The following is a 17830-nucleotide window of genomic DNA, read 5'->3' on the forward strand; positions in this document are numbered from 1 at the left end:
ACCAACCGGTCCTCTCGGGAGGGGCCGCGCGGCATCTGCCAAATCAGAATGGCATGCAGCGCCAACCCGCCCACCCACACCGCCGCCAAGATCACAACCTGTGCTTGACCTATTGGCGTTGTCAGCGCGGGCCAGCCCCACGCGCATCCAACGCCGTGCAAAGCATAAACCACGGAGAACAAACCTGCCCAAAGCAAAGGACCTGCCAACATCCACGCTGCCCAACGCATCACAAAAGCTCCTGCGCTGTGACAAGCAGGGCAGAAATCGCGGTCGTCACGAACGCAAAATCTTGCCATAGACGCCAGACCGGGGCAGCGCCGCGCCGGTGTGCGCTCATCCGGCCTCCTCGCGCATCGGCATGACAACGCAGTGCAAGAAGCAGGGCAATCACCACGTGAACCACTGCAAATCCCAGCAGGACCCCGCGCAAGGCATCTCGGGCATGCCGCGTCGGATCATCCATCCCCGATGCAATGCCGGCGAAGGCTGCCAGCGCCACCACGGCCGAGACGATCCCTGACAAGGCGTGGGTTTGGGCCATGCGGGTTGCGCGGCCAGCCTCTGCCTGTCGTGCCGCGAATGCCCCGAAGCCAAGCGCCGCCAAGGCGATGATCGCCAGCGCCGCAGACCAGAGTCCCGGAACGGTCGACTCTGGCGCAGGCCAACCCGGGGCCACGACCGTCAGAAATCCCACACCAAAGAGCAGGCAGGCATAGAGCGAGGTATCGGCCACCAGTGTCGCGACCGCTCCACCATAGGCAAGCGTTCCGCGGACCTGCCAATGCAGTGGCAACTCGAGGCTGGGCGCCACCGCGACAACGGCATGATCCCGGTCGGCACCCATGACAAAGCCCCAGCGCCAGAGAACCAAGATAATGCCCAGAATGGACAGGGGTGTTAACCAGTAAAGGCCGGCCAGCATCAAAATGAAGAAACTGCCGATTGTCAGCGCCGTGGCGACGGGAAGCATCGAGTTATCGGGCAGCACCGCGATATGCTCGGGCCTGCCGCTGCCCGCCTCGACCACAAGGGTTTCACGCCATCCACGCGGCGCGCCGGGCAGCAGCCCCTCACCGCGCGCAAGCGTGACTGCGACATCCCTCCCTTCATGTGCGGCCACAGGCAGCGACGCGAAATTGTAGACAGGCGCGGGCAATGCCATGGCCCAGTCCAGCGTCGGGGCTTGCCACGGATTGCGGCGGCTGTGGGTTCCCAAAAACCGCTGCAGGATGATGTCGAAAGCAAACAGGGCAAAGCCCATGGCCATAACCATGCTGAAAATCGACGAAATCAAGTTTGGCAGCACCCATTCCGGATTGTCGGGGTAAACGTCGATCCGCCGCGGCATGCCCAGAAGTCCGGTCAGATGCATGATGAAGAAGGTTCCGTGAAATCCGATGAGGATCAGCCAAAACGCCGCTTCTCCCAGTCGCGGCACTCTTTCCCGCCCGCAGATCAAGGGCATCCAATAAGTCAGCGCGGCCAGCATCGGGAAAACAAAACCGCCGATCAGAACATAGTGCAGATGCGCCGTGACAAAGGCAGTGTCATGGGCTTGCCAGTTGAACGGAACGATGGCCAGCATGACCCCTGTCAACCCGCCCATCACAAAGGTCAGGAAGAAACCCAGCACATAAAGCATGGGCAGCTTGAGCTGTGGCCGCCCCTTCCAGATGGTGCCGATCCACACAAAAACCTGAACCGCCGTCGGAACGGCCACCAGTGCCGAAGCCGCGGAGAAGAACGCGAGCGCCATATGGGGGATGCCCACCGTGAACATGTGATGGACCCAGAGCCCGAAGGACAAGAACACAAGCCCCAGAACCGCTGCGACCACCGCGCCATACCCCAAAATTGTGGTCCGGCTCAGAATGGGAATGATGGTGGAAAGCGCGCCCGCAGCAGGCAGAAAGATGATGTAAACCTCGGGGTGCCCAAACAGCCAGAAAAGATGCTGCCACAGCAAGGGATCACCACCGCGCGCCACCGCAAAAAACGGCCAGTCGAAGGCGCGCTCCAGTTCCAGAAGGATGGAGCCGAGGATCAGGGGCGGAAAGCCCACCAGCATCATCACGCTGGTGCCAAGCATATACCACCCCATCAACGGCATCCGTGTCAGCGGCATATCTGCGGCACGGCAGCGCAGAATGGTGACGGTGATTTCCACAGCGGCAGCAACGGCGGAAATCTCGACAAAGGTGATCCCCAAAAGCCAGACATCGGCATTGACGCCCGGCGTGTGGGTCTTGTCTGACAGTGGCGTATACATGAACCAGCCGCCGTCTGGCGCCACACCCGCCAGCAAGGACAGCAGAATGATGGTTCCGCCAAACAGATAGCACCAGTAGCCCAGCGCCGAGAGACGGGGAAACGCCATATCGCGGGCACCAAGGATTTTGGGCAAAAGCCAAAGGGCCAATCCTTCAAGCATCGGAATGGCAAAGAGAAACATCATGATGCTGCCATGCATCGTGAAGATCTGGTTATAGAGTGCGGTGTCCAGAAACGCCCCGCGCGGAGTGGAAAGTTGCGCCCTGATCAACATCGACAGGACGCCGCCAATGGCAAAGAACACACAGGCCGTTGCCATGAAGCGAAGTCCGATGGTACCATGATTGACTGAAGACAGAACGCCCCGCCATCCCGGCAGATCGCTCCAGACCCCGGAAAGCTGTCTGTGCAGGCGCAATGCGCGTTGCGGGGGGTTCATCCGCTGCCCTGCGTCACTCATTTTCATCCCCGTCGCTTGTGGAAAGGTCGGGAAACGCCCCCGGTTCATAGACGATCACGCGGAACCGCATGAAACTATGTCCTAGCCCGCAAAACTCGGCGCAGAGCCCCTCGAGTTCGCCGGGCGCCTCGGCAAAAAGCCTCAGGACATTGGCCCGCCCCGGGACTGCGTCCATTTTGCCGCCAAGACGCGGCACCCAGAAGCTGTGGATCACATCCGTGGAAGTGATCTCCAGGTCAAGCGGGGTGCGCGCTGGCACATAAAGCACGTCTTGTGTCTCGATCACGGCTCCGTCTGGTCCCGGTTGCGTAAAGACCCAGCCCCACTGCTGCGCCTCTGCCGTGATGCGAAGCGCCCCATCGGTGCGCGGCAATATCCGCTCACCGACCCAAAAGCCGTAACCGACCAGTGCCACCAGAACGGTCATGACAAAACCCACGCCCAGACCGAGTGTCCAGACCCGCTCATCTGGTCCTGAGCCCTCGCTTCTGCGCCATGCGATGGCGAGCAAGATCAGGACGAAAGCTGTAATCGCTGCCGCGCCCAAAAGCATGGCCCACCACAGCCCTGCGATCAGTTGTGCAGAGGGTCCGGCGGGCGCGAGCGTGGAGAGCGAGCCGTCGCATGCCGCCAAGAACGGAACCAAACCGGCCAACGCGACCTTGTATCCGGATACCCCCCTGCCACCGAGCCAGTGAGGCACTGACGCATGATCAAAAAATCCAACCGCGGACGCAGACGGCGCCTGACCGATCCGATCCAGGCGCGGGACTCGTTTGACGCCACCGAGTCGAAAATCGCAATCGCCGGTCATCCGCTGCATGCGATGATGGTCGCCTTTCCCATTACTCTCGCATTCTGCACCTTCGCCGCTGACGGGCTGTACTGGTGGACGGGCGATCCGTTCTGGCCGCGCGTCGGGCTTTGGTCTGCCGGTGTGGGCTTTTGTGTCGGCGTTCTTGCAGGCATCGTCGGCACGATGGAATTGCTCGCGGTCGCAGGCATCCGCATTCGCTCTGCAAGTTGGACCCATTTCATTCTGGCGGTGATGCTTCTTTCCATGCTTGGCGCAAACTGGATCATCCGGCTGGATGATGCCGAGGCCGCGATCCTGCCTTGGGGTGCCTTGCTGTCGATGGTCACCGCAGGCATGACTGCGATTACAGGCTGGCACGGCGGAAAACTGGTGTTTGACTATCAGATCGGAACGCAGCCTGGTCACAGAGATCCTCCCTGAGGTTCCAACAAAACGGGGGGAAGAAGGTCTGCCATCCAGGCAAGATCGGGCTTTGCCAGCACCAGCCACAGCACTACGGAAATCTGCGGAAACAAAAGCACAAGGGCGATTAGCGGTTGCGGCATAACGTAACGCCCGCCGCTTTCGCCGGATCGCAGAATCAGATGGCCCAACCAAGCGTGAACCAATGCCATGCCACAGACAAATACCAGTTTCACCCAGAGCCATTCCGCCCGCACATCTGCTGCAAAGATTAGCGCGGTGCCTGCCGAAATTGCGATCACCGCGGCAGGTGTCGCAAACAAGATGTAACCGCTATGCGTGATCAGGCGAAACTCGGTGAATCGAGACTGCGCGCGCACGCCGCGGTAGTGGTGCAGGAGCAGCGGCAATGCCACAAGCGCCGCACACCAGCACAGCAAGCCGGCGATATGCAAGAATTTCAGCGCCGCAATCACGCTGCAAACCCCTGCTTCCAGACACGCCGCATCAGCCAGAAGGCAAAACCCGCCATGGGCGCAAAGCCGGGAACCCACATAATCAACCCTGCAAGCTGTTGATCGGCGATCAGCGTCAAACCAAACGCCTCTGCCCCGATCAGATGCTGCGGATAAAGACCGGTCGGCGCAAAGGTCAGCACCGCGCCGATAAAGCCCATCCCCGCCGCCAGTCCGCTGACACAAAGGGCATGCGAAAAGACATCCTCGGCCCCTTGGTCCTTGCGGAAAACCGCTGACCAGAAGACCCAAGCTGGCAACAACAGCGCCAGTTGCATCAACCAGTAAAACCCGGCGCTGGACCAGGCGAGATCATACACCGGGGGAAGATGCCAGGCGACCAGAACAGCCAGCGTGACGCCCATCGCCACCAACGATGGCAAAGACCGCCATGGGAAGGCGAGCGCGAGCGCGGGCGCAACTATGGAAACCAGAACCAGATGATGGAGGGCTCGCGCGGAAAACAATGCGACGGTCGCCGCGCAAAGGGGAGAGAGGAACGCCAGAACCAAACCCGCCGCCGCCACGATCAGGGCCCGATCTTGGGCCGGGGAAAAGCCCACCCGTGACCGGTGCATCAGCGCAGCCATGCCTGCAACAGTGAGGGCTGCGAGTAACCACGGGTCAAGGTTCCACGTGGACGCCAGGGCATCTGGTGCGATCAAGGGGCCGCAATACGGCACAGCGGACGAGCCGTCGGTCAATTTCCTCTCCTGCTCTTCACTACCAAGACGGGTGTAACTTCGGCATGACCAAACTGTCACAAAACGCTTCTGTTCCTGAACAAGTCCCAACCCACCACTTTCGTTCCCGATTTTCGCCAAACGGGCGCGGGTTGAAGAGCGGATTTCACAATTTTTGAGCGGCGCGCGGAACGATGCCCCTGGCAAATCGTTCTAGGCTGATGAAAACGCCACATCTGTCCCCTCCACCTGAAAGCTTCGTAAGACAGGGCGATCGCCCGCTTCACGTGGCATTTCGCGGGACCCTGTTGGTGCTGACCGCGTTTGCTCTTTGCGCCTTTCCTTTCGTTGTGATGCTGTGGGGCAGCGACCGCCCCGATGCGACCGCGTTTCTTTGGGATTTCTCGATGGGCTGCGGATTTGCCGCGCTTATCCTGGTTCTGATGCAGTTCGCTCTGACGGGGCGCATCCGTGCTTTGACCTCCCCCTACGGGGCAGACATTGTCTACGTATTTCACAGGTTTGTAAGCTGGGGCGCGGTTGGCCTGATACTCCTGCATTTCGGCATTCTCTATCTGTGGTATCAGCCCGCCCTGGGTGAGTTGAACCCGCTGACCGCCCGCTGGGAGTTGACGGTGGCACGTCTGGGCCTTCTTTGTTTTGCCCTTATGATCCTGACGTCAGAGCTTCGCAAAAGGATCGCCCTGCCCTATCGCGCATGGCGGATTTTACACATTCTGCTGGCGGTCGTTGGCACCCTATCGGCCTTCGCGCATGTCTTGGGGGTTGGAAAATACAGCGCCATGACTGCGGCATGGCCGCTTTGGCTGGGCGCGGCGACAGTTTGGGCGGGTTTTGTGGTGTGGTCGCGCGTGCTGCGTCCGCGCGCCCTGATGCGCGATCCTTGGCGTGTGGTGGCGAATGATCGCGAAAGGGGTGGCGTTCACACCCTTACCCTGCGCCCTGAGGGGCGGCCCTTGCGGTCGTGGAAACCGGGGCAGTTTGCGTGGCTTACCTTGGGCAATGCACCCTGGGCGCTGCGGGATCACCCTTTTACCATCTCGACAGCGCCCGATCGGGGGCCGGAGATTTCATTTTCCATCAAGCCACTGGGAGATGACTCGGCACAGATGGTAAAAGCCCGCCCCGGCACCATCGCCTATGTCGACGGTCCGTTTGGCACCTTTTCGGTGGACAGGGAGGTTGATGCAGAGGGTTTTGTGATGATTGCGGGCGGTGTCGGCATCACGCCGATCATCGCGAACCTGCACGCCCTCCAATCGCGAAAGGATGCCCGCCCCGTTATCCTGATTTACGCCAACAGCACACTACAAGATGCCTCGTTTAGGGAAGAGCTTGATGCCATCGCGCAAGATGTCCGGCTCACCATCGTGCATGTGCCAGAAGAGGCGCCAGATGACTGGGCAGGCGAAAGTGGCCTGATTGACCAAGACCTTTTGCAACGTCATCTGCCAGAGGCCACACGATCTTGGCCCCATATGCTGTGCGGTCCCGCGCCGATGATTGCCGCAGCAGCAGAAGGGCTGATCGCGCTGAGAACCCCAGCGAATGCCATTAGCTTCGAAGTCTTTGATCTGGTGTAATCCATGCGACAGACCTATGCCCGCCTGCTTGCCGCCGCACTCGTCACCTTTGCGCTTGCCTGCGCTGTTGGTTTCGCCCTTTTTGTGAACACTTAGCGGCCTCGGGCCTTCATGTTTCTTGCCCTTTGCCGGATTTCGCCTTAGACCCGCGCAAATCCCAAAGGGAGCGTCCCCATGTCACAATCCAAGCCCGTATCGAACCCGAAAAAAGTCGTCCTTGCCTATTCCGGCGGTCTGGACACCTCTATCATCCTGAAATGGCTGCAAACAGAATACGGATGTGAAGTCATCACCTTCACCGCCGATCTGGGTCAGGGAGAAGAGTTGGAACCCGCCCGCGAAAAGGCGATCTTGCTCGGGATCAAGCCAGAAAACATCCACATTGTCGACGTGCGCGAAGAGTTTGTGCGTGACTATGTGTTCCCGATGTTCCGGGCAAACGCGGTTTACGAAGGTCTTTACCTGCTGGGCACCTCCATTGCGCGGCCGTTGATCTCGAAGCATCTGGTCGACATAGCCCACCAGCATGGCGCTGATGCAGTGGCCCATGGTGCAACCGGCAAAGGCAATGACCAGGTCCGGTTCGAGCTTTCGGCCTATGCGCTTGATCCGTCGATCCGCGTCATTGCGCCTTGGCGGGAATGGGATCTGACCAGCCGCACGAAGTTGCTCGAATTCGCCGAGGCGAACCAGATTCCGATTGCAAAGGACAAGCGCGGGGAGGCCCCGTTCTCGGTGGACGCGAACCTGCTGCACACGTCCTCCGAGGGAAAGGCGCTGGAAAACCCTGCCGAGCAGGCGCCTGATTATGTGTATCAGCGCACTGTTGCCCCCGAAGCCGCACCGGATACGCCGGAATACATCGAGATCGCTTTTGAGCGTGGCGATGCGGTGGCAATCAATGGTGAGGCTCTCTCGCCTGCCACCATCCTTACGCGCCTGAACGAAATCGGCGGCAAGCATGGGATCGGCCGTCTCGACTTCGTGGAAAACCGCTTTGTGGGCATGAAATCGCGCGGGATCTATGAAACCCCGGGCGGCACGGTTCTGTTGGAAGCGCATCGCGGGATCGAGCAGATCACGCTCGACGCGGGCGCTGGCCATCTGAAAGACTCGATCATGCCCCGCTATGCCGAACTGATCTACAACGGCTTCTGGTTCTCGCCCGAGCGTGAAATGCTGCAGGCATTGATCGACAAGAGCCAAGAGCATGTGACGGGAACGGTGCGCCTGAAGCTTTACAAGGGATCGGTCAACTGCGTCGGCCGTTGGTCGGACCATTCGCTCTATTCCGAGGCGCATGTGACCTTCGAAGACGACGCGGGGGCTTACGACCAGAAAGATGCGGCAGGGTTCATCCGCCTGAACGCCCTGCGGCTCAAGCTGATCGCCAACCGCAACGCCCGTGTTGCCGGAAAGAGCTAAGCTGCGCAAATGTTCTTGCTGAAAAAGGGGCCGACTGATCGGCCCCTTTTTTACATCTTGTGAGCGACCAGTTTCTGATAAAAGGGCAGCGCCTGATCGACGATCTTTTGGTAGGCGTCGTCCAATTCGGGCAACGGACCTTCCGGATCTTCAAAGCCGGAAGACCTATGGACAGCGCCATACCAATGCGGCGCCCAGACACCATCGCAGGGTTTCGGACCGACAGGCCAGGACAGCATCTTGTCTGTAAAGGGAATTCCCAAGGCAGCGCAAAGTCGCGTCAATGCAGACCGGGGGTTTGCGCGTATGTCGGCGCTGTCAATGACCGGCGGCGGATGACCGGACCATTCTGCCACCTCATCGAACAACTGCGCCTGCTGGACAAACCCGATATCCATCAGTGTCGGACCTTCCCGCTTTTTCGCGTAAGACGCCACGACACGGGCCGGATGGCGGATAAGGAAGACATTCGCAAGGTGACGCATGAAGCCGCGATCAAACTGCGGGATCATGTGGAGCGTCATGTGCTTCTGGTAAAAAAGGCTCTGCTGCTTCGGAATCTTCCCGATGCAGCCGGCAGCGACCTTGGCGGGATCGGATTCGTGGTTTGCGATGATTTCGGGGCGCATCGGATGATCAATGCCGGTTTCGCGCAGATAGGCGGCATAGAAAGGCTCGTCCCAGACTGCGCAATCTCCGCGCGCGGCGAAGGCATACATTAGCGCGGTCGACAAATTGCGCGGCCCGGACCACATCGCGATTTTCATGGTGAGACTCCTGATGATCGGTCGGCGCCAGCGCGTTCACAGCCTGCGGCCCGTTGGAAATTGTGAAGATTTGGCGTCACGCGCCGACAAGCGTTTTGTAAAGCCCGCGGATGCGCTCCGTTACGGGGCCGATCTGGCCGGTGCCGATCTGGCGGCCGTCAATCACCCCGACCGGCGTTTGGGCGCCGAATGTTCCGGTCAGGAAAGCCTCATCGGCGCTGTAGGTATCGACAAGGGTGAAGTTACGCTCAAACACCGGTATGTCGTTGCTGCGGCACAGATCGATGACCTTCTGACGGGTGATACCGTTCATGCAGTAGTCGCCCGTGCTGGTCCAAACCTGCCCCTTTTTCACAACAAAGAAGTTGCAGGCGTTGGTGGTGTTCACGAATCCATGCACATCAAGCATCAATGCCTCATCCGCGCCGGCCTTTTCGGCGGCAATACAGGCGAGGATGCAGTTCAGCTTGGAATGTGAATTCAGCTTGGGATCTTGTGTCATCGGCAGGCCACGCAGATGCGGCACTGTCGCAAGGCGAATGGGGCGCGGCAACTTTTGGCGCGAATGCTCCATAATGATTACCACCGTCGGACCCTGACGGGACAGTCTGGGGTGCTGAAACGGGCGGGTCTTGATGCCGCGGGTGACCATGAGCCTGGCGTGGGCATCGGTTGTCATCTGGTTTGCGGCCTGCGTTTCAAGGACCGCGGCGATCAACTCGTCCCGCGCCATCCCGATGTCGAGGTCGATGGCCTTGGCCGCTTCAAAAAGCCGATCCATATGTTCGTCAAGAAAGGTCCAACGGTTGTTGTAAAGCCTGATCCCCTCCCAGACGCCGTCTCCCAGCATGAAACCCGAATCGTAAACCGAAACAAAGGCCTCGGACTTTGGGCGGAGCGCGCCATTCACCCAGATCAGAATGGCTTCGTTGCGCGCGTCTTCTTCGGCCTGATGGGTCGAAACATCGTCAGTCATCCTGTCCTCCATTTTGGCGCAGGCTATGCGCAGCGTCGCAGGAGGGAAAGAGGGAGGATCACCACTGCGTGACATCACGTCAGGGTGAGTGGACGCCAGCATCGGACGGGTGAACCTTGGCCACAGTAAAGAGGAGTGCGAGATGCACAGAATGATGTCGATACTTACGGCCATCGTGCTGCTGGGGCTGTTGGCCACCACCGGAGCGCATGCGGCAACGGAGCGAGCCATTGTCGCCGGAGGATGCTTCTGGTGTGTCGAGGCCGATTTCGAAAAGGTCGAAGGCGTCCGCTCTGTGGTGTCCGGTTATACAGGCGGCAGCTTGCAGAACCCGACCTACAAAAACCATGACGGCCATTACGAGGCAGTCGAGATCACTTTCGACACCAGCAAGATCAGCTATGCGCAGATCATCGCGATGTTTCTCCGGTCTGTCGATGTGACAGATGCAGGTGGGCAGTTCTGTGATCGGGGGGCAAGCTATCGCACCGCTATTTTCGTGTCTAACGCTGCACAAAAGGCGGCAGCGGAAGCGGCGGTGGCAGAGGCGGGCCGAGCACTAGGCCAGAAGATCGTGACCCCTGTTTTGCCTGCAAGCATCTTCTGGAAGGCCGAGGCATATCATCAGGATTACTATAAAAGTTCAGAGATCGTGATAACCCGCTCAGGGCCGAAGCAGAAGAAGAATGCCTATACATTCTATCGGCAGGCCTGTGGACGCGATGCGCGGGTAAAGCAGTTGTGGGGCAGACAGGCTGCCTTTGCCAAGTAAAACAAGGCCCGCCGGTCTGGCGGGCCTTTTGCTTTTACTGGCCAATCTTGCAGGCCGCCATGACCGCCATGTTCAGGATATCGTTCACCGTCGAGTTCGTAGAACAAATCTGGATCGGCTTTTTTACGCCCGTAAGGATTGGCCCGATCACGGTTGCCCCTGCCATTTCCTGCATCAGCTTGACAGAAATGCTCGCCGAATGGCGCGCCGGGACCACAAGGATGTTGGCCGGACCTGTCAGGCGGCAGAACGGATAGTTCCTCATCTGATCAAGGTTCAGGGCGACATCGACGGTCATCTCGCCTTCGTATTCGAAGTCAACGCCCATCTTGTCGAGAAGGCGGGGCGCTGCGTGCATTTTCGTAGCCCGTTCAGAGACCGGATAGCCAAAGGTCGAGAATGACACGAAGGCGACCCGAGGCTCGAGTCCCAGAGACCGCGCGACGCCCGCCGAACGGATCGCGATGGTCGCAAGATCCTCTGGTTCCGGCCATTCCTGCACCAGCGTGTCGGCGATGAGCACGATCCGGCCTTTGTGCAGCAGCGCCGTGACGCCAACCGCGCCATCGGCTGCGGTCGCATCAAACACATGATTGATCAGCGACAGGATGTGCGCAGACTTTCGGGTGACGCCGGTTACCAGACCGTCACCATGGCCATGTTGCAGCATCAATGCAGAGAACACATGGCGGTCGCGGGCGGCAAGGCGGTGAATGTCTTCCGCATCATGGCCGTTGCGCTGCAAACGCTTGTAGAGAAAGTCCTTATACGTTTCCAAATGACGGGTATTGGCTGCGTTTACCACGTCCAACTCTCGCACAGCGTCGCCCAATCCTGCGGCCTCAAGCTTTTCGCGCACGTCAGGCTCTCGCCCCACCACGATTGCCTTGCCCAGACCAGCCCGTTGATAGGCCACCGCGGCACGCAGCACGCGCGGATCATCGCCTTCGGCAAAGATCATCCGCGCCTGCGATTGCTTCGCCCGGGCATGGACGCCCTGCAGGATGCTGGCGGTGGGGTCCATGCGGGACTTCAGGCTTTGTTCATAGGCCTTCAGGTCGATGATTGGCCGCCGCGCCACGCCGGTATCCATTCCAGCCTTTGCGACTGCGGGAGGGATCACATAGATCAACCTCGGATCGAAAGGGGTCGGGATAATATAGTCGCGCCCGAAGGACAGCTTTCGTCCGTAGGCCATGGCCACTTCATCTGGAACGTCTTCACGCGCAAGCGCGGCCAGCGCGCGGGCGCAAGCAATCTTCATTTCATCATTGATCGCGCGGGCGTGGATATCGAGCGCACCGCGGAAAAGATAGGGAAAGCCGAGAACGTTGTTGACCTGGTTGGGATAGTCGGAACGCCCTGTCGCGACGATGGCATCGGGGCGCACGGCATGCGCCTCTTCCGGAGTGATTTCGGGGTCAGGGTTTGCCATGGCGAAAATGACAGGGTTTTCGGCCATGCTAGACACCATTTCCGGCGTTACCGCACCTTTTGCGGAAACCCCCAGAAACACATCGGCGCCCGCCATCGCCTCTTCCAGAGTGCGGAGCGGGGTGTTGGCGGCATGGGCGGACTTCCACTGGTTCATGCCCTCGGTGCGGCCCTGATAGATCACACCCTTGGTGTCGCACATGATGCAGTTGTCGTGCTTGGCACCCATGCTTTTCAGCAATTCAAGGCAAGCAATACCCGCGGCCCCTGCCCCGTTCAGAACGATGCGGCAGTCTTCAATCCGTTTGCCTGACAACTCCAGCGCATTGATGAGACCCGCAGCACAGATAACCGCCGTGCCATGCTGGTCGTCGTGGAACACGGGAATGTCCATGATCTCCTTGAGGCGCTGTTCGATGATGAAACATTCGGGCGCCTTGATATCTTCAAGGTTGATGCCACCAAAGGTCGGACCCATCAGCGACACGGCCTTGATGATTTCATCAGGGTCTTCGGTATCAAGTTCGATGTCGATCGCGTTGACGTCGGCGAAGCGCTTGAAAAGCACCGCCTTGCCTTCCATCACCGGTTTCGACGCCAGCGCGCCAAGGTTGCCCATGCCAAGAATAGCTGTGCCGTTGGAGATCACCGCAACCATGTTGCCCTTGACCGTGTAGTCATAGGCCAGCGCCGGATTGTCGGCGATTGCCTGTACCGGCACAGCCACACCGGGGCTGTAAGCAAGGCTAAGGTCGCGCTGTGTTGCCATAGGGGTCGAGGCGACAACATCATATTTGCCCGGACGCGGTTCCAGGTGGTAGGCAAGCGCTTCTTCAGGGGTAACACGGTTTTTCGAGGACATGGGCCATATGTTCCTTGATGGGTTTGGTTCGTCATAGCGAGGCCAGACGATGCGCACAATCTGCACAAACATCGGCTAGAGAAGTTGCTGAACCCAGTCGCGCCCTTTGGCGAGTTCTGCGATGCGATCAGGGAATTCGGCCTGCAAGACCCGGATGGCCCAAACCTGCACCTCAACCTTGTTCAGGCGGCGCGCACACCACAAAACCTGCGCCAATGTTTGCCAACGTGACGGATCAGCCTGCCGCGCCTCATAAAGTGCGATCAGTTCTGCACCCCATTCACCACGCGCCTTATGCACATCGGCCTGCGCCAGACAAAGGCCGGCGTGCCCGTGCTGCATGTCGCGATGCCGCTCCAGCACGGCGTCTGCGCGCTCCACATGACCTGCGCGCAGGAGCTGCATGGCGAGCCGCGCCACGTCTTCGGCTCTGTCCAGTCGCGGCGCATGGCCGCAGAGGGTTGCGACGAACGCCATCAGGCGTCCAAGCCCACGCTCGGACAGGTGAACCGGCACTAGACCGACCAGGTTGAAATCCGGCACCTCCAGCGGATTGTCACAGTCATGATCCGCCACAAAAGAGACATATCGACAGCCCGACACATGCGCAGCGGGCCAGAAATCGCCCCATCTGATCTGTGCCGTCTGCAAGGTGCCAATCTCGATCACGGTGGCATCACGATTTGCGAAGACCATATTCGCCAAGCCTGCGCCATGTGCGGTCACCACTATTTCTGCCCGTGCCATCAGGGCGATCTGGTCAAGCGGCGAAAGGTCTTCCAGCGCGACGGCTTCAAAGCCGAAAACGGTGAGCAGTTCCAGAAGCGCAGCCTCACCCCGCAGTTTCCGGTCACGCGCCTCGCCGGTCTTTCGGCAGATATAGACCCGTTTTGGCAGGTGGTCGAAGGCCCGATGTTCTACCGCAGCCAACCCGCGAGCGCGGAGGGAAAGCAGGCTGCTTTCCACCGAATTCATCGCCAGAACGGCGCGTGTCGTTCGCGAACCAGTGTGCCCATGCCAAGAGAGATCAGACGGGGCAAGCGGGTCGAGAGAGCCGACCACTTGGGAGGGGAACTGGAAATAGGCCCATTGAAAGCTGAAGGCGGTCAAAACTCTGGGGTAGTCTCTTGGCGCTCTTTCCAGCACCAACCGGTCGGCCAACTCGGGGAACAAGGCCCTGATGAAGCCCAGAACAAAAGGCCTTGTCTTCTCGGGGTGGTTCGGGAAGTGAAGAAAGATGCGACCCTGAAACTCGATTTCGTCCAGCACCGTAAGCTGGGGCAAGGTTTCTGTCAGGAAGTGGAAATAGTTGAAGGTGTTGCGGCACCCCAGCGCGAAATCGGCATCTTGGGGCATATCAGCAACGGGCAGGCGCGCTACGTCATTGGCAGCCTGACAGGCAGCAAAATACGCACTGAGCGACGCAGATGCGTCTTCCCCCCTTTCCCAGTCAAAACGGTTCATCAACCGCGCGCCGGCCGCACCGTTGAGAAGCGCTTTACCATGCGCCATCGTATAGGATTTACGAAATTCCGCACGCTCTAGCAGCGTGGCGACCACTGGAAACTCTATCACCTGGTTAAAGGATCGATGCCGCTTGACTTGCCGCACATGCGCTTCGATCCGCGCATTCATGCCCTCGTCGGCGGAAGCCGCAAAAGCATCGATTTGCGACGCGTCGCGAAGCCGCCACCAGAAAGGCGGAGGCGTCAGGAAGCCCACGCCGGCATCGCGCGCAGGATCGAGGAACAGCGCCACGGGCTCCCCTGAATGATCGATCTGATTGCGCACCTTGCCTCCTCGCTGTCCGCACCAGCACCCTAGCATGGAAGGCAGATGGGTCCAGTCGGGATAGCCCTTTCCCCCAGCCCAGTCGTTTTGTAGGGTCTGACCCGCAGCAGGGGGACCAAGCGTGCCGCAGGAAGACGCCAACGTAACGCCTATGATGGCCCAGTATCTTGAGATCAGAGAGGCAAACCCCGGTGCTTTGCTGTTCTATCGCATGGGCGATTTTTACGAGATGTTCTTTGAGGACGCGCTGGCAGCCGCCGAAGCCCTCGATATTGCGCTGACAAAGCGCGGGTTCCACCTGGGTGAGCCCATTCCCATGTGCGGGGTCCCTGTGCATGCAGCAGAAGGCTATCTGTTGACGCTGATCCGCAAAGGGTTTCGCGTCGCTATCGCGGAGCAACTGGAAGACCCGGCCGAAGCCAAGAAGCGTGGATCAAAATCGGTGGTGCGGCGCGATGTGGTCCGGCTGGTCACCCCCGGCACCCTGACCGAAGAAGCATTGCTCGATGCGCGCCGGCACAACTATCTGGCCGCATGGGCCGAAGTGCGCGACAAGGCAGCGCTCGCATGGGCTGACATCTCAACCGGCGAGTTGCGCGTCATGCCTTGCGCCTTGACCAGAGTGGCCCCCGAATTGGCAAGGCTGGCCCCGCGCGAAGTGTTGGTCAGCGAGATACACGACCGAGACATTGCGCCAATCGCAGAGGATATGGGGGCCGCGCTGACGCCACTTTCAAGGGGCAGTTTTGATTCTGTATCGGCGGAAAAGCGGCTTTGCGCTCTGTTTGGCGTGGGGTCGTTGGAGGCATTTGGAACCTTTGACCGCGCCGAGATCTCGGCGATGGGAGCTTTGGTCGACTATCTTGATCTGACGCAGCGCGGAAAATTGCCGCTGCTTCGCCCGCCCGTGCGGGAGCCTGTCGGCGGAGCGATGCAGATAGATTTCGCGACGCGCCGCAACCTCGAACTGACACAGGCGCTCTCTGGTGGCCGTGAAGGGTCGCTGTTGCTTGCCATAGATCGGACGGTCACGCCCGCTGGTGCGCGGTTGCTGGAGCGGCGCATCTCGGCCCCCTCTTGCGACCTGAACGTCATTCGTGCGCGTCACGAAGCGGTGAGGCATCTGGTCGAGCAGGCAGGCTTGCGCGAAACGCTGCGGGGCCATCTGCGCCGCGTGCCGGATATGGACCGCGCCCTGTCTCGCCTTGCGCTGGATCGTGGCGGCCCGCGTGATCTTGCGGCGATACGCGCAGGTCTTGCGCAGGCTGGAGCAATTTATCCATTGATGCAGGACGCGCCGACATTGCTGGCAGAAGCCGCCGACGCGTTGTTGGGTCAGGACGCTTTGGTTGGCATGCTTGAAGATGCGCTGGTGGCAGAACCACCGCAGATGGCGCGGGACGGCGGTTTCATCGCCAGCGGATATGATGATGCACTGGACCAGACCCGCGCCCTACGGGACGAAGGGCGGTCGGTTATCGGCAGGATGCAGGCAGACTATTGCGAACTGTCGGGTGTTGCCGGGTTGAAAATCAAGCATAACAACGTGCTGGGTTACTTCATCGAGGTCACCCCGACGCATGAAGCCGCGATGCGCGCAAAACCCGATGTCTTCATCCACCGCCAGACGACCGCAGGACAAGTCCGCTTTACCACAGTTGATTTGAATGAGATCGAGACGCGGATCTTGAACGCGGGCAATCATGCGCTGGAGCTTGAAAAGCAGCATTACGAAAACCTGCGGCGGGCAGTGCTTGATCAGTCTGGGCCTATAGGTGCGGCTGCGCGGGCGCTTGCCGAGATTGATCTGGCTTGCGGCCTTGCTGATCTGGCGGCGGCGGAAAACTGGTCAGAGCCTGTGGTTGACGCAAGCCACGCCTTCAAGATCGTCGCGGGGCGCCACCCCGTGGTGGAACGCGCCCTGAAGCGGCAAGGCGCTGGCCCATTTGTTGCCAATGATTGCTGCCTGACCGAGGCGCAGACCCCTGCTATCTGGCTTCTGACAGGGCCAAACATGGCGGGTAAGTCGACATTCTTGCGCCAGAATGCGCTGATCGCGCTGTTGGCGCAGGCGGGCAGTTTTGTGCCGGCAGCAGAGGCACATATCGGGCTGGTCAGCCAGCTGTTCAGCCGGGTCGGCGCCGCCGATGATCTCGCACGAGGACGGTCCACCTTTATGGTGGAAATGGTTGAAACCGCGGCGATTCTGAATCAGGCAGATGATCGGGCGATTGTCATTCTTGACGAGATTGGCCGCGGCACTGCGACCTATGACGGATTGTCGATCGCTTGGGCAACGCTCGAGCACCTGCACGAAACCAATCGTTGCCGGGCCCTGTTCGCGACCCACTACCACGAAATGACCGCCCTTGCTGGCAAGCTGGAAGGTGTCGAGAACGCCACGGTTGCCGTGAAAGAGTGGGAAGGCGATGTGATTTTCCTGCACGAGGTGCGCAAGGGAGCGGCAGACAGAAGCTATGGCGTTCAGGTGGCCCGCTTGGCGGGTTTACCCCAATCGGTGGTCGACCGAGCCAAAGCGGTTCTGGAGGCGCTCGAAAAGGGGGAGCGGGATGCGCCCAAGCAATCTGCGCTGATCGACGACCTGCCCCTTTTCCGGGCCGCCCCGCCGCGCCCCGCGCCCGGCCCTGCCGCCAAAACCTCGGCGGTAGAGACACGGCTGCGCGATATACAACCCGATGAACTCACGCCGATGGATGCGCTCCGCCTTGTCTATGATCTAAAGCAGCTGCTTTAGATAAAAGTTTCATCTTTTTCTTTGCTTCGGTTGCGTTGCTGTCAAGCGCGCTTCACATCCGGGTTGCACAAGGACTGCATGCTGGCGAGACTGAAGAAGTCCAAGCGGGACGCGAAGCCGCACACGGACGCCTGATGTAGCATTGGCCGACCCTACGCGCTGACCAGAGCGCCACGGCATTGAAAATCGGCAATAGGACTTAAAGCAGTGAAACTTTCATGACGAGTTGCCGGACGATTACGTTGATCGTCCGGCCATTCGAGGCACCTAGAGGCGTCATGCAGCGTGGATCG

13 protein-coding genes are annotated in these 17830 nt (G+C 59.8%); 5 read left to right on the forward strand and 8 right to left on the reverse strand.

The window, feature by feature from the left end:
- Window positions 1–229: 229 nt before the first annotated feature.
- Window positions 230–2740: a cytochrome c oxidase subunit I gene (ctaD, locus tag G3572_RS17810; RefSeq protein ID WP_354004066.1), complete on the reverse strand. Its 2511-nt coding sequence runs from the start codon at window positions 2738–2740 to the stop codon at window positions 230–232.
- Entirely contained in the window at window positions 2727–3368 is a 642-nt protein-coding gene (locus tag G3572_RS17815; RefSeq protein ID WP_240335617.1) for a cytochrome c oxidase subunit II, read from the reverse strand. Before G3572_RS17815 ends, ctaD begins: the two co-directional genes overlap by 14 nt.
- Window positions 3369–3443: 75 nt before the next feature.
- On the opposite strand from G3572_RS17815, the gene G3572_RS17820 reads away from it, so the two are divergent.
- Window positions 3444–3971: a DUF2231 domain-containing protein gene (locus G3572_RS17820; protein ID WP_164614430.1), complete on the forward strand. Its 528-nt coding sequence runs from the start codon at window positions 3444–3446 to the stop codon at window positions 3969–3971.
- On the opposite strand, the gene G3572_RS17825 is transcribed toward G3572_RS17820, so the two are convergent.
- Together G3572_RS17825 and G3572_RS17830 are read right to left on the reverse strand one after the other, a co-directional pair.
- Window positions 3953–4429 carry a HemJ family protein gene (locus G3572_RS17825; protein ID WP_164614432.1) on the reverse strand — a complete coding sequence of 159 codons (477 nt, stop codon included), beginning with the start codon at window positions 4427–4429 and terminating at the stop codon, window positions 3953–3955. The genes G3572_RS17820 and G3572_RS17825 overlap by 19 nt on opposite strands.
- Window positions 4426–5292: a cytochrome c oxidase assembly protein gene (locus G3572_RS17830; protein WP_205518783.1), complete on the reverse strand. Its 867-nt coding sequence runs from the start codon at window positions 5290–5292 to the stop codon at window positions 4426–4428. Before G3572_RS17830 ends, G3572_RS17825 begins: the two co-directional genes overlap by 4 nt.
- A gap of 170 nt (window positions 5293–5462) precedes the next feature.
- Between G3572_RS17830 and G3572_RS17835 the strand changes: the two genes are divergently transcribed.
- The gene (locus G3572_RS17835; protein ID WP_164614434.1) at window positions 5463–6755 is read left to right on the forward strand and encodes a ferredoxin reductase family protein; all 1293 of its coding nucleotides are present in this window, start codon (window positions 5463–5465) and stop codon (window positions 6753–6755) included.
- 174 nt (window positions 6756–6929) lie between these two features.
- Window positions 6930–8180: an argininosuccinate synthase gene (locus G3572_RS17840; RefSeq protein WP_164614435.1), complete on the forward strand. Its 1251-nt coding sequence runs from the start codon at window positions 6930–6932 to the stop codon at window positions 8178–8180.
- 50 nt (window positions 8181–8230) lie between these two features.
- On the opposite strand, the gene G3572_RS17845 is transcribed toward G3572_RS17840, so the two are convergent.
- Both G3572_RS17845 and G3572_RS17850 read right to left on the reverse strand, forming a co-directional pair.
- On the reverse strand, window positions 8231–8947 hold the full coding sequence (locus G3572_RS17845) for a sulfotransferase-like domain-containing protein (protein WP_240335618.1): 717 nt from the start codon (window positions 8945–8947) through the stop codon (window positions 8231–8233).
- Between the two features lie 76 nt (window positions 8948–9023).
- Complete coding sequence (locus tag G3572_RS17850; protein ID WP_164614548.1) at window positions 9024–9923, reverse strand: D-amino acid aminotransferase; 900 nt, start codon at window positions 9921–9923, stop codon at window positions 9024–9026.
- Between the two features lie 142 nt (window positions 9924–10065).
- Here G3572_RS17850 and msrA point away from each other — a divergent pair, with 142 nt between their 5' ends.
- Window positions 10066–10695 (forward strand): peptide-methionine (S)-S-oxide reductase MsrA, encoded by a 630-nt coding sequence (gene msrA / locus G3572_RS17855; RefSeq protein ID WP_164614437.1) that lies wholly within the window; start codon window positions 10066–10068, stop codon window positions 10693–10695.
- Window positions 10696–10729: 34 nt separating this feature from the next.
- Here the strand turns inward: msrA and G3572_RS17860 are convergent, their stop codons facing one another.
- A complete protein-coding gene (locus G3572_RS17860; RefSeq protein ID WP_164614439.1) occupies window positions 10730–12991 on the reverse strand; it encodes an NADP-dependent malic enzyme in 2262 nt (753 codons plus the stop codon).
- 75 nt (window positions 12992–13066) lie between these two features.
- Entirely contained in the window at window positions 13067–14782 is a 1716-nt protein-coding gene (locus G3572_RS17865) for a glycosyltransferase 61 family protein (protein WP_164614441.1), read from the reverse strand.
- 154 nt (window positions 14783–14936) lie between these two features.
- Between G3572_RS17865 and mutS the strand changes: the two genes are divergently transcribed.
- Window positions 14937–17537, forward strand: a complete 2601-nt coding sequence (gene mutS / locus G3572_RS17870) for a DNA mismatch repair protein MutS (RefSeq protein ID WP_240335619.1) — start codon at window positions 14937–14939, stop codon at window positions 17535–17537.
- Window positions 17538–17830: the final 293 nt, after the last annotated feature.

This window comes from Pseudotabrizicola algicola (assembly GCF_010915705.1).
Lineage (GTDB): Bacteria > Pseudomonadota > Alphaproteobacteria > Rhodobacterales > Rhodobacteraceae > Pseudotabrizicola > Pseudotabrizicola algicola.

Coding starts and splice junctions, on each gene's coding strand:
- G3572_RS17840 (WP_164614435.1), top strand. CDS start 6,930: ATGTCACAATCCAAGCCCGTATCGAACCCGAAAAAAGTCGTCCTTGCC.
- G3572_RS17850 (WP_164614548.1), bottom strand. CDS start 9,923: ATGACTGACGATGTTTCGACCCATCAGGCCGAAGAAGACGCGCGCAAC.
- ctaD (WP_354004066.1), bottom strand. CDS start 2,740: ATGAAAATGAGTGACGCAGGGCAGCGGATGAACCCCCCGCAACGCGCA.
- G3572_RS17820 (WP_164614430.1), top strand. CDS start 3,444: ATGATCAAAAAATCCAACCGCGGACGCAGACGGCGCCTGACCGATCCG.
- G3572_RS17860 (WP_164614439.1), bottom strand. CDS start 12,991: ATGTCCTCGAAAAACCGTGTTACCCCTGAAGAAGCGCTTGCCTACCAC.
- msrA (WP_164614437.1), top strand. CDS start 10,066: ATGCACAGAATGATGTCGATACTTACGGCCATCGTGCTGCTGGGGCTG.
- G3572_RS17845 (WP_240335618.1), bottom strand. CDS start 8,947: ATGAAAATCGCGATGTGGTCCGGGCCGCGCAATTTGTCGACCGCGCTA.
- mutS (WP_240335619.1), top strand. CDS start 14,937: ATGGCCCAGTATCTTGAGATCAGAGAGGCAAACCCCGGTGCTTTGCTG.